The sequence below is a fragment of the Flavobacterium sp. genome (assembly GCF_027484705.1).
Taxonomy (GTDB): Bacteria; Bacteroidota; Bacteroidia; order Flavobacteriales; family Flavobacteriaceae; genus Flavobacterium.
Map to the genome: position 1 here is coordinate 1 of NZ_JAIXSL010000022.1, position 13,375 is coordinate 13,375.

The 13,375-nt window shown below is 41.8% G+C and carries 9 protein-coding genes; 7 read left to right on the top strand and 2 right to left on the bottom strand.

Annotation, left to right across the window (positions count from 1 at the left end; all coding sequences use genetic code 11):
• Positions 1 to 2,400 (top strand): T9SS type B sorting domain-containing protein (locus tag Q0058_RS12755; protein WP_298224533.1); only part of this gene is annotated, 2,400 nt, incomplete at its 5' end.
• A 52-nt stretch (positions 2,401 to 2,452) separates the two neighbouring features.
• On the opposite strand, the gene htpG is transcribed toward Q0058_RS12755, so the two are convergent.
• Positions 2,453 to 4,354, bottom strand: coding sequence for a molecular chaperone HtpG (gene htpG, locus Q0058_RS12760; RefSeq protein WP_298224535.1), 1,902 nt, complete (start codon positions 4,352 to 4,354; stop codon positions 2,453 to 2,455).
• Between the two features lie 164 nt (positions 4,355 to 4,518).
• Between htpG and Q0058_RS12765 the strand changes: the two genes are divergently transcribed.
• The 4 genes from Q0058_RS12765 (at position 4,519) to Q0058_RS12780 (ending at position 7,864) form a co-directional block, all read left to right on the top strand.
• Positions 4,519 to 4,992 carry a lipocalin family protein gene (locus Q0058_RS12765; RefSeq protein WP_298224537.1) on the top strand — a complete coding sequence of 158 codons (474 nt, stop codon included), beginning with the start codon at positions 4,519 to 4,521 and terminating at the stop codon, positions 4,990 to 4,992.
• Positions 4,993 to 5,003: 11 nt separating this feature from the next.
• The gene (locus Q0058_RS12770; protein WP_298224539.1) at positions 5,004 to 5,696 is read left to right on the top strand and encodes an OmpA family protein; all 693 of its coding nucleotides are present in this window, start codon (positions 5,004 to 5,006) and stop codon (positions 5,694 to 5,696) included.
• A gap of 155 nt (positions 5,697 to 5,851) precedes the next feature.
• Positions 5,852 to 6,523, top strand: a complete 672-nt coding sequence (locus Q0058_RS12775; protein ID WP_298224541.1) for a TetR family transcriptional regulator C-terminal domain-containing protein — start codon at positions 5,852 to 5,854, stop codon at positions 6,521 to 6,523.
• A 33-nt stretch (positions 6,524 to 6,556) separates the two neighbouring features.
• A complete protein-coding gene (locus Q0058_RS12780; RefSeq protein WP_298224543.1) occupies positions 6,557 to 7,864 on the top strand; it encodes an AarF/UbiB family protein in 1,308 nt (435 codons plus the stop codon).
• Between the two features lie 76 nt (positions 7,865 to 7,940).
• Here Q0058_RS12780 and Q0058_RS12785 read toward each other — a convergent pair whose 3' ends face one another.
• Positions 7,941 to 10,850: a hypothetical protein gene (locus tag Q0058_RS12785; RefSeq protein WP_298224545.1), complete on the bottom strand. Its 2,910-nt coding sequence runs from the start codon at positions 10,848 to 10,850 to the stop codon at positions 7,941 to 7,943.
• A gap of 181 nt (positions 10,851 to 11,031) precedes the next feature.
• Between Q0058_RS12785 and Q0058_RS12790 the strand changes: the two genes are divergently transcribed.
• On the top strand, positions 11,032 to 11,979 hold the full coding sequence (locus Q0058_RS12790) for an ABC transporter ATP-binding protein (RefSeq protein WP_298224749.1): 948 nt from the start codon (positions 11,032 to 11,034) through the stop codon (positions 11,977 to 11,979).
• A 69-nt stretch (positions 11,980 to 12,048) separates the two neighbouring features.
• Positions 12,049 to 13,338, top strand: a complete 1,290-nt coding sequence (locus Q0058_RS12795) for a YCF48-related protein (RefSeq protein WP_298224547.1) — start codon at positions 12,049 to 12,051, stop codon at positions 13,336 to 13,338.
• Positions 13,339 to 13,375: the final 37 nt, after the last annotated feature.

A 13,375-nucleotide genomic window follows, 5' to 3' on the forward strand; every position in this document is an offset into this window, starting at 1 on the left:
CCGAATGCCGGACAATGTGCAAGCAATGTTACACTTGTGGTTACGGTAACTTCCGCTACAATTGTTCCGGATTTTAGTCCAACTTTAACCTTATGCTCGGGAACGACTGCACCTGCATTAAATGCTACTTCCCCTAATGGAATTACAGGGGTTTGGTCGCCTAATGTTATTAGTAATACGGCTGGAGGCAATTACACTTTCACACCGAATGCCGGACAATGTGCAAGCAATGTTACACTTGTGGTTACGGTAACTTCCGCTACAATTGTTCCGGATTTTAGTCCAACTTTAACCTTATGTTCAGGAACTACTGCACCTGCATTAAATACTACTTCACCTAACGGAATTAGCGGAGTTTGGTCGCCTAATGTTATCAATAACACAGCTGGAGACAATTACACTTTCACACCGAATGCAGGTCAATGTGCAAGCAATGTTACACTTGTAGTTACGGTAACTTCGGCTACAATTGTTCCTAGTTTTGCACCAACCTTAACCTTGTGTTCTGGAAATGCTGCACCTGCATTGAATACGACTTCCCCCAACGGGATTACTGGCGTTTGGTCGCCAACTGTAATTAGCAACACGTTGGGCGGGAATTATGTTTTCACGCCGAATGCCGGGCAATGTGCCACTTCATTCACACTAACAGTTACGGTGACAACAGGTAATATCATTCCTAATTTTGCTACGACTTTGTCATTATGTTCGGGAACGGTTGCGCCACCATTGAATACGACTTCCCTCAATGGGATTACTGGCGTTTGGTCGCCAACTGTAATCAACAATTCTGTGGGAGGTAATTACACTTTTACGCCCAATGCCGGGCAATGTGCTATCACGGCTTCATTAGCGGTAACGATTACGGCGCCTAACATTGTTCCTGTCTTTAATCCGGTGAATGCCATTTGTGTTGGAGGAACATTAAGTCCGTTGCCTACCACTTCGTTGAATGGAATAACCGGAACTTGGTCTCCCGCTTTAGACTATACGCAAACGAAAACTTATTTCTTTACTCCAAATTCGGGGCAATGTGCCGTAAATACACAATTGATTATCACGGTCAATCCACCCTCAATTGTGCCGACTTTTGCCACGACTACGCTAACGATTTGTAATGGCGATGCGTTGTCTCCGTTGCCTACAACATCCATAAATGGGATCACCGGAAGCTGGTCACCTGCTTTGGATAATTTACGAAGCAAAACCTATAATTTTCTGCCGAATGCCGGGCAATGTGCGTTAGGAACTACTTTTACAATTAATGTCACACCAAAAACAATCCCGACTTTCAACCCGGTGAATTCGATTTGCGCCGGAGAAACCTTAACTCCGTTGCCAACAACTTCATTGAATGGCATCACAGGAAGTTGGTCACCGGCGCCGGACAATACGCAAACCCGAACCTATACTTTTCAACCTGATCCGAACCAATGTGCCGCTACGGGTAATCTGACCATTACGGTGACTCCGGCGATATTACCGATTTTCAATGCGGTGGCCCCTGTCTGTGTTGGAACAATATTGAATCCGTTACCTTCTACTTCCTTGAACAGTATTACCGGAACTTGGTCGCCGACGTTTGATAATATGACTTCGCAACTTTACACTTTTACACCAAATTCCGGACAATGCGCTACGAATGCTAGCCTCAATATTACCGTGGCTCCGAATCCTATTTTCACTGAAACAGCCTATATTTGTTTTGATGCAGCCGGACAAGTAATCAATCCGGCGACGATTGACAGCGGTTTATCGATAGCCGATTATTCGTTCCTCTGGACGCAGGACGGCAATCCTTTGACCGATATTACAGCATCGATTCAGGCTTCCCAAACTGGTATTTATGAAGTGACGGCCACGAACCGCATTACGAATTGTACTATCACAATTACCACAACCGTTCTGGCTTCAACGCCGGCAACAGCTTTCGCTTATGTGAATGAGGATTTTGCCGAGCTGCAGCAAATCATTGTCGAAGTTAACGGCAGTTCGGGAGATTTTCTTTACCAGCTAGATCATGGGCCGTTTCAACCGAGCAATGTTTTTATCATTACCAAAGGGGGTGATTACACGATTCATGTAAAAGATGTCAGCGGCTGCAATACTTTTGAACTGAAGGTTACGGCACTCAATTTTCCTAAGTTTTTCACTCCGAATGATGATGGTTACAATGATTATTGGAATGTCGCCGGACTCGAGCCTTCGCAAGACGGGCAGATTACTGTTTTTGACCGTTACGGAAAATTGCTCAAACAATTCGCCGCGATTGGTGAAGGCTGGAACGGGATTTTCAACGGAAAAGCATTGCCCGCAACCGATTATTGGTTCGTGATTTCCTATAAAAGTCTGACGGGAGCATCGAAAAATTTCCGTTCCCATTTTACATTGAAGCGATAAAAAAACCTGCAAACTTTCGCTTACAGGTTTTCTCCAAATCTATTTTTAATTTTTATTTGATCAACTCAAAACTGCGTTTCACAAAAGCAGTCAATTCTTCGCCTTTGAGTAAGTTTTGGGAAAGTTTCGCCAAGTCGAGCGCTTGTTTTACCAAACTTTCCTGAGTTGCTTTATCAGCGGTATTCAAAATATTCGTAGCCAAAGTTGAATTGGTATTCACCACCAAATTATACATATCCGGCATGTTGCCCATACCGAACATTCCGCCACCGCCGGTTTGGCTCATTTCTTTCATACGGCGCATGAATTCGGGCTGCGTGATGATGAACGGTGCGGCATTGCTGTCTAAAGCTTCGAGTTGCAATGAATAAGTTGGCGTCGGAACATAAGTTTCGATTACCGATTTTAAGTTGGTTTGTTCTTCTTCCGAAAGTTTCGAAATCGCGGTTTCTTCTTTTTTGATCAAGCTATCAATGTGATCGCCGTCAACGCGAACGAACGTTAGATTTTCGTTATCAGATTCCAGTTTTTGAATCAAATGCGAGATGATCGGCGAATCCAACAACAACACTTCATAGCCTTTTTCCTTAGCAGATTCGATGTAAGCGTGTTGCGCGTCTTTGTTTCCGGCATATAACAAAACCAATTTTCCGTTTTTGTCGGTTTGGTTCGCTTTGAGGTTTTCTTTCAATTCTTCTAAAGTGAAATATTTTCCGTCAACCGTTGGATACAAAACGAAAGCGCCTGCTTTTTCATAGAATTTATCTTCCGACAACATACCGTATTCCAGGACGATTTTGATGTCGTTCCATTTTTTCTCGAAATCTTCACGGTTTTCTGTGAACAACGATTTGAGTTTGTCGGCTACTTTTCTGGTGATGTAATTCGAGATTTTTTTCACCGCACCATCAGCCTGAAGATACGAACGAGAAACGTTCAAAGGAATATCCGGAGAATCGATGACACCTTTAAGCATCGTCAAAAATTCAGGAACGATTCCTTCTACATTATCAGTTACATAAACCTGATTTTGGTACAATTGGATTTTGTCCTTTTGGATTTGCATATCCGAACCCAATTTCGGGAAGTATAAAATTCCGGTCAGGTTAAACGGATAATCTACATTTAAATGAATGTGGAATAACGGTTCCTCAAATTGCATCGGATACAATTCGTGGTAGAAATTTTTATAATCTTCATCGGTCAATTCCGTTGGCTGCTTTGTCCAGGCCGGATTTGGGTTGTTGATGATGTTGTCGACTTCAACCGTTTTGAACACTTCGTCTTTGTCTTCCGGAGCTACTTCTTCGCCTTTTTTCTGCTCGATTTTCTCTGTTCTGGTGCCGAATTTAATCGGGATCGGCATAAACTTATTGTATTTGTTCAATAGGTTTTTGATGCGAGATTCTTCCAAAAATTCTAATGAATCTTCAGCAATGTGCAGGATGATTTCGGTTCCGCGTGAAGTTTTGTCAGATGGTTCTAACGTAAATTCCGGACTTCCGTCGCAAATCCAGTGTGCGGCTGGTTCGTCTTTATAGGATTTGGTGATGATTTCAACTTTTTCAGCGACCATAAACGCCGAGTAAAATCCTAGTCCGAAATGTCCGATGATTCCGGAATCTTTAGCGGAATCTTTGTATTTGTCGAGGAATTCTTCAGCGCCTGAAAACGCTACCTGGTTGATGTATTTTTCAACTTCTTCAGCGGTCATCCCCAAACCTTGGTCAATGATGTGCAATTTTTTGGCTTCCTTATCGATTTTGATTTCGATGATCGGATTGCCGTATTCGACTTTCGCTTCGCCGATACTCGTAAGGTGTTTGAGTTTTAAAGTGGCATCAGTCCCGTTGGAAACCAATTCACGCAAGAAAATTTCGTGATCGCTGTATAAGAATTTTTTAATTAAGGGAAAGATGTTTTCTACCGATACATTAATTTTTCCTGTTGTCATATCTGAGTTGTTTTTAATTTTAAAATCGTGCTTCCCGCTTTTCAAATAGAATACCAACTTAGGCAAGAATGACAAATTGGCGCAATATTTTATTTCAAAATATTTTCTTAAAAAAATCTGTTTTCAGGGCATCGGTCGTATATTTGTTGCCTAACAATTAGCATATGAAAAAATTAATTTTACTCAGTTTTATGGCGTTGGCAATCGCTTCATGTAAAACATCTTCAGCTACAAGTACGAAAATCGATTCGAAATCTCAAGTAGCCATCCGAGGCAACTGGACGTTGACTTCTGTAACGTATCCAAGTTCTGATTTTATTAAAGTCACTTCTTTTGGTCTGGCAGATTCTAAATGCTTTGAAGGCAGCACTTGGAAATTTGTAGCCAATAATAATTCAGGTGAAATGGCACTTACCAAATCCGATTGCGCAGCGTTTTCTTCACAGATTAAATGGTTTATCAATAAAGAAGGTGAGTTTATCCTAAAAGTATTGAATGCCGGTGAAAAAGCTAAAAAAGTAAGAAATGGTTATGTACTTAAAGTAAACGTTCAGAGCGAAAACAGCTTCCAGTTGATTGACAAAATCAATGTAGGCAACAAACCCACAGATGTTGTTTATCAATTCCAGAAAAATTAAATAAAAAAAATATGAAAAGAATAGCTATAATCGTTTTAGCCTTGAGTCTGTTTTCAGCAACATTTTTGAGCAGTTGCGAAGCAGTAAAGAATACCAATAAAACACAAAGAGGCGCAGCCATCGGTGCTGCAGGTGGTGCCATATTAGGCGGAGTTTTAGGAAACAATATTGGTAAAGGTGGCAATGGAGCTCTGGGAGCAGTATTGGGCGGTGTTATCGGTGGTGTTGCCGGTGGCGTCATCGGAAATAAAATGGACAAACAGGCGCGTGAAATCGACAATGCTTTGCCGGGTGCGGATGTTGTTCGCGTCGGGGAAGGCATCAAATTGGTTTTGGGTGAAAATGCGGTGCGTTTCGATTTCAACAAATCAACCTTGACGGCTCAGGCGAAAACCAACCTTGATAAATTGGTCAAAGTTTTCACCGAATATCCTGATACGAATATTGTAATTTACGGTTATACTGATAGTTCGGGTGCTGATGATTACAATTTGAAATTGTCAGACCAAAGAGCCGCTTCCGTAAAAGCTTATTTGACTAAAAAAGGATTGTCAGCCGCAAGATTTACGACAACTGGAATGGGTGAAGCCGATCCAATCGAATCGAATGAAACTGACGCCGGAAGAAGCAAAAACCGTCGCGTAGAGTTCGCGATTACAGCCAACGATAAAATGGTGGAAGACGCTAAGAAAGAAGGAAATTGAGACCTCTCGATTTATAAATTAAAAGCTGTTCAGATGTTGAGCAGCTTTTTTTTTTTTGGCCAAGACTGAAAATTTAACACAATATTTTGTTTAATATTTTTGATGTATGATTAAACAAATCGTACATTTACCATTCCATTTAATTTACGGAACTCATGGCAACTACCAAGAAAACGACCACCAAAAAGAAATCAATCGATGACGATCAAATCATTTCCTTATATATGGATTATGTGCTGGAACACCAGTCGACGCCGAAAAACATTTTTACTTTCTGTAAAGCGAATACTATTGAAGAAGCTGATTTCTATAGTTTCTTCGGCTCGTTCGGCAATATCAGACAAATGATTTGGGTGAAGTTTTTTGAGAATGTTCAGCAGACGATTTTAAAGGATGAATCTTATTCGAGTTATACCGATAAAAACAAATTGCTAGCCATTTACTTTTCGATGTTTGAATTGCTGACTATGAACAGAAGTTATGTGCTCTATTCGTTGAAAGAGAATGACAAAGGCTTGAAAAACCTCAAGGATCTAAAGATGTTCCGAAACGAGTTTAAAGATTTCATCAACCAAATCATCGATGCGAATCCTAAACCTGATTTGGTGAAGCTCGACAAATTCACCAAACCTGTTTTTTCCGAAGGCGCCTGGATTCAATTCCTGTTGTTGTTAAAATATTGGATCGAAGACACTTCCAAAGGTTTTGAGAAAACGGATATTTTAATTGAAAAATCAGTTAATACCGTAGTCGATTTACTAGATACCAAACCGCTCGAAAGCCTCATCGATTTGGGGAAATTCCTCTGGAAAGAAAGAAAAATGTAGGTTGTAAAACAAATCTTCGGCTCAAAACCATCCATGAAAACATTAGATAAAATACCCACCAATAAAATAGAACGCGCCGGACAACTGCTCAAAACCGGCATCAAGGTCGGCGGCAATTACATCGCTTATTACGGCGAGAAAATGGTCAATCCCGAATTGTCCAAAGACAAACTCAATGAGAACAATGCGGGCGATATTTACGACGGATTACAGAATTTAAAAGGCAGCGCGCTCAAAGTAGCCCAAATGCTGAGCATGGACAAAAGCATCATGCCTCAAGCTTATGTCGATAAGTTTTCTTTGTCGCAATTTTCCGTGCCACCATTGTCAGCGCCTTTGGTCAGGAAGACTTTCAAAAAATATCTGGGGAAATTCCCCGAAGAACTATACGATTCGTTCACACCGGATGCAATCAATGCTGCTAGTATCGGACAGGTACATATGGCAACCAAGGATGGGAAAAAACTTGCTGTGAAAATCCAGTATCCCGGTGTGGCGGATAGTATTAGTTCTGATTTGGCTCTGGTGAAGCCTTTCGCGACGAGAATGTTCAACCTCAAAGGCAAGGATTCTGAAAAGTATTTCATAGAAGTCGAAAACAAACTGCTTGAGGAAACCGATTATGTTCTAGAACTCCAGCAAAGCATCGATATGGCCAAAGCCTGCGGACACATTCCGAATCTGCGTTTCCCCAATTATTACCACGAATGGTCTTCTGAAAAAATCCTCACGATGGATTGGATGGAAGGGCAGCATTTGTCAGAGTTCGCTTCACAAAACAAAGACGTTTCAAAAGCCAATCAAGTAGGGCAGGCGCTCTGGGATTTTTACATGTACCAGATGCATCATTTGCGCCAGGTGCATGCCGATCCGCATCCCGGAAATTTCCTGATTGACGATGATGCCAACCTCATGCCGATTGATTTTGGTTGCATCAAAAAAGTACCGAATGAGTTCTACATTCCGTATTTCGAATTGGCAAATCCTAAGGTAATCAACAATCCGATTTTGTTCGAAGAAAAATTATACGAACTCGAAATCTTAAGGATGGATGATTCTCCAGAAGAGATTGCTTATTTCACAGGTATATTTCACCGCTTGTTGAGTCTGTTCACCAAACCTTTCCATGGCGATTATTTCGATTTTTCGGATGATGATTTTTTTGGCGCCATTGCCACGATGGGCGAAGAATTTACCAAAGACACACAGTTGCGCAAAATGAACGGAAACCGCGGATCGAAACATTTTTTATACATCAACCGTACTTTTTTTGGGCTGTATAATCTGATGCATGACCTCAAAGCGGCCGTGCAAACCCAAAATTACCTCAGGTATATTTGATTGTTAAATTTAGTTTTTTTGTTAGTTTGAATAAGAGTGATTTCCCCATCGGGTTCTCGCTCTTATTTTTTAGAAATTAACGGATTTGTTTGACTTCGAAGTAAGTCTTACCGGGATAGGAATCGATGTTTACACCAGCTTGATAGTTCTCTGCAAATATTTCGATATACTGTCCTGCGGTAAGATAAACGACACAGTTAATCGTTCTTGACACCGCCCCCAAATTTGAATGATTCCCAGTATTTTGTTGGTATAAAAAACCATTTCTGTACAGACCGATAGAGTAAAGCTGCGTGTTACTCTGGTCATTGGTGTGATAGCCCGCATTCACTTCATAATATCCGGTTTTCAATGCCGTAAAGCGATTGGTTCCGGTGTCGAATTCAGTGTTGATGTCGAAAAGAACAGTATTGAAATTGACAATCTGCCAGCCACTCGTGGTTAAAGACTGGTTGGCATTCAAATTAGTACGTACCAAAGACATCGATGCAGGCACTACCCACGAAGCATTTCCTGTGGCATCACTTTGCAAAACGGCATTGTTCGCCGCGCCATTGGTCATCTGGAAATCGGTGGTTTTGGTTTTTCCGTTCACTTCCAATTTGTTTCCGGCTGAAGGTGTGATTCCGATTCCGATATTGGTTCCATCATCCACCGCGACGCCGTCTACTAAAGTAGTTCCATTCCATTTTGGAATGGTATTGATCGTGGCCGAAGACACTTGCGGATCGTTTTCAGTTATGGCCAAAGTTGTTGTATCAACCCAAGCCGTGCTTCCTGCGCCATTGGTTTGCAACACCTGCGTGTTGGTGCCTCTTGCGGTAGGAAACGCATAACCTGTTACCGCCGGATTTCCGACTTGCACCTGACCGTTGACTCTTAAAATATTCGTGCTGAAATCACCGTAAATCAATGCGCCATTGGCATCAGCACTCGAATTTTCGATGTATAATTTATCACTTCCGGTTTCCGCTCGCCCAGCCTGAAAACCAATCCCGACATTTCCATTTCCGGTGACGGCACGAAGCGCTTCATATCCCAAAGCCACGTTATTGGTTCCTGTTACTGAATTTCTTAAAGCGGCAAATCCAACGGCAGTATTTCCGGTATTAGCAAGAAAAGGCGCATTGTAAGTGGTCATCGCTTGTCTGCCTATCGCAACATTAAAATTCGAAGTGGTATTGCTGAACATCGCTCCCGAACCGATGGCTGTATTTTCAGAACCGGTCGTGTTGGAGAACAGTGCAAAATCGCCCATGCCCGTATTTCTTTGCCCTGTCGTTATTCCGGGCATCACATTCGCACCAAAAGCACTATTGCGCACACCAAACTGCGAAGCGAAATTGATCGTCGGGTTCAACATCGAGTTAGCGCCAAAAGAAGTATTTCCGTTGTTGTAATTGAAACTGCCGTCGTAACTCGGATCGCCGATATAACCTGCTCTGATACCGAATCGTTTGAAAACAATATCCTGATTGTCTGTCGTTCCGAAGAAATTTGTGGCTGGCGATGTGCCGCTGTTCCCTGTTGTTTGCCACGCGAAACTGTTGAGGCTTTGCCAGGTGACGTTGCCCAAACCGTCCGTTTGCATGATTTGCCCATTGGTTCCTCGAGAAGGAGGTAGTAAATAATTGTTCAAAGCAGTCGTTCCAATCGAAACATTCCCAAGAAAATAACCCGCGTAATTCGTACCGGATTTTAAAACTTCCGAATAAACGCCATAATGTGTTCCGCCAGCTGTGGGATTTATGTAATTGTAAGCGCCGTATTTCAAGCCTGTTCCAGCGCCATCCAAAGTATTGAAAGTCCCGTAATGTGTGACATTGGCCGAGTTGGTAATCGAGTTGTAAGTTCCGTATTGAAGCCCCGTTCCGGTTCCCGATAATATATTAAAACTCCCAAAATGGATGCCGCTTCCAGTATTGCTGATCGTATTCGAACTTCCGTATTGAATACCTGTTCCGGCTCCGCTTAAATTCGTAAAATTCCCATAATGAACGCCGTTGCCCGAATTGTTGATGCTGATGCTGCTCCCAAACTGGTTGCCGCTTCCGGTTCCAGTGATGTCATTGTAATTCCCGTAATGAATCCCAGTTCCGGAATTGCTGACACTGATGTAACTGCCAAACTGGTCGCCGGTTCCGGTTCCGGATAAATCGGTGAATACGCCATAATGAATGCCACTTCCAGAACCCGATAAATTGTTGTTGGTTCCGTAATGAATGGCATTGCTCGAATTCGAAATGTTGATGCTGCTGCCGTATTGTTTCCCGGTTCCTGTGCCGCCGATATCGCTGTAAACGCCATAATGGTTTCCGGTTCCCGAACCTACCATTTCGTTAAAATTGCCGATATGGTTGCTGTTGCCGGAATTGCTGATCGAATTGGCAGTACCGAATTGAATACCTGTGGCGCCAGTTCCTGAGAGGTTATTGTAAATCCCATAAGTATTATCGGTTGAAGTGCCACTGATGCTGTTGTTGATGCCAATATTGTCAATCGCATTCGAAGTGGCGTTCGAATAACTCGCATTGATGCCTCGTTCAGCATTACTTGATTGGATTTCCAAAGGATAAATCGCAGTATTTTTTCCAATAGCTACATTTCCCGTATGAAACATATTGTCGGTGATGAGCGTCGGCGCTGTCGAAGTCCCGACTTTATACCAGTCAGCGTCTGAGTTGGCAGCTGAATTGATGCCGATCCAAGCCGTCGTGGCGTTGTTCCAATAATAAAATCCGGGTTGATTGGTTCCTGAAACCGTCGTGAGAAAAACCAGCATTCCGTTTTGTGAAGCGGTTGGATTCGTCGCAGGAAAAGCATCGACTCTTGGGATCAATATCCCATCGGTATTGGCTGGAGTCGCCTGATTGGAGGCACGTACATCGAAAGTCGCATTGGGTGTTGTGGTACCAATTCCAACCTGAGCCTGAGCCCATTGGAGGGTTAAGCATAAAACTATAGCTAGGTATATTTTTAACTTCATATTTAAGATTTACTTGTAAATTAAGGGTACACAAAATTAAGCCTATTTTCTAAAGTACAAGGAATTACGCCATAAAATCGATAAGTTAAGGCGTATTGACGTTGACCAACACCATTGTTTAAACGAAATATATTTTTTATTTGATTTTAGAATGTTCAAATTTGTTCCTTAAAATCAAATGATGCTTCAGGTCAACAATATTTCCTTTTCGTATTCGGATCTTCTCACAATCGATTCCGTTTCTTTTTCGCTCGCAAAAGGAAAGAACCTGGCAATCATTGGTGAAAGCGGCTGCGGAAAAAGCACTTTGTTGAAACTGATTTACGGTTTGTATGATTTGAATGCAGGGCAGATTTTCTGGAACGGACAAGAAGTTCTGGGCCCAAAATTCCATCTGATTCCGGGCATGGATTTTATGAAATACCTCGCGCAGGATTTCGATCTGATGCCATACGTTACGGTAGCGGAGAACATCGGGAAATTCCTCAGTAACATGTATCCCAAGCAAAAAAAAGAAAGAATCGCAACACTTCTGGAACTCGTTGAAATGACGGAATTCGCGAATATCAAAGTTCAGTTTTTGAGCGGAGGACAAATGCAACGTGTTGCCATAGCGCGGGTTTTAGCGTTGGAACCCGAAGTAGTTTTGCTCGACGAACCTTTCAGCCATATCGACAATTTTAGAAAGAATAGCCTGCGCCGAAAAGTATTTCAATACCTTAAAGAAAAAGACATTACGTGTATTATTGCGACGCACGATAGTAAAGACATTTTGGCTTACAGCGATGAGACTTTAGTCATCAAGAATGGAAAAGTGTTCGCGCATTCAGACACTAAAATGCTTTATGAAAATCCTGAAAATCGTTATGTGGCTTCGCTTTATGATGATGTGAATGAAATCCCAAATCGTTTGCTGAATGCTGATTCCACTGAAGATAAAATCATTCTTGTTTATCCTTACCAGCTCAAAGTTGTTGAAGATTCATCTTTTCAGGTGGAAGTCAAAGCTTCTTATTTTAAAGGGAATGGTTATTTGGTGGAAGCCGGTTTTCAAAATCAACCCATTTTTTTCGAAAGTGAAAAGCCGTTCCAAAAAGCGGATTTGGTGTGTTTGAAGTATCAAAAATAAATGCAAAAAATCGACAGTAATCTTATATAAATTCTTGGTTTTCGTTAAGTTTGTAAAAATTATTTTCCCATGAAAAAAATACTGTTTTTCAGCCTGTTATTCACTGTAACTCTTAACGCGCAATTGCAATGGCGACCGCTTCCTACAGCCATCACCAATATCGATAACCAACGTTTTGATGATGTATATTTCCTTAATGATAATTTAGGTTGGGCTGCCAATGGCGCTTATGCAGCTGTATACAAAACAATCGATGGCGGCGCAACTTGGACGACTCAGGTTACCGAACAATCTTTGGGCGGGAATTATTATTTCAGGAACATCGAATTCTTAAATGAAAATGTTGGTTTTTTAGGAACTTTAAATAACCTCTTTTTAAAAACCGTTGATGGCGGCGATCATTGGCTTCCGGTGACCAATCTCCCGACCATGCCTGAAGCCATTTGCGGCTTGGACACCGTCGGAACTTCTACGGTTTTTGGTTGTGGCGCTTATTTTTCTCCGGCCTTTATCATCAAATCTTCCGACGGAGGTGTAACCTGGCAGTATAAAGACATGAGTGCTTATGCGACTGCTTTGGTGGAGATTTTATTTTTGGATGAAAATACAGGATATGCCTCCGGAGCGGATAGCAACGGTGGTGTGGTCTTAAAAACTACTGATGGTGGCGATACCTGGACGCCGATTTTCCATTCAGGGATTACTGGTGAATATGTTTGGAAATTGCAAATATTACCAAGCAACACTAATGTGGTTTTTGGTTCCGTGGAAGCGAATGCGCCCAATAACGGGAAAATGATTCGCTCTACCGATGGCGGCGTTAACTGGATTTCTAAAACAGTTCCGTTTACGAGTGTTCAGGCGGTTGGTTTTTTAACCGAAACGCATGGCTGGATGGGTGGTTATACGTCAACCATTGGGACTAATTTCCCTTTCATGGAAACTACCGATGGCGGCGATACTTGGACTGACGCGGGCGTAGGAGGAAATCTGAACAGAATCTTTTTCCTTTCGGATCATTTGGCTTATGCTTCGGGTGCGACCATTTATAAGTTCAGTGAAAATAATTTATCAGATCCCAATTTTACCGAAACCACCAGAGTTCCGCTTAAAGTCGATATTTTACCGAATCCTGTAAAAGACAAACTGAATGTTTCCATCGCGTTTAAGGAGAATGATCATTTGGTACTCGAGTTGTACGATGCTTCAGGTCGTTTTATAAAATTCCTTAAAAGAGACATTATTCAAAATCCTTCGATAAAACAATATACTTTCGATTTTCCTTATCCTTCAGGAACTTATCTGCTCAACCTTCATAATGATACCGGAAGACAGTCTGTGAAATTTATAAAACAGTAATTCTTGACAATCTGTGATTTTGTGGTAATTTTTAATG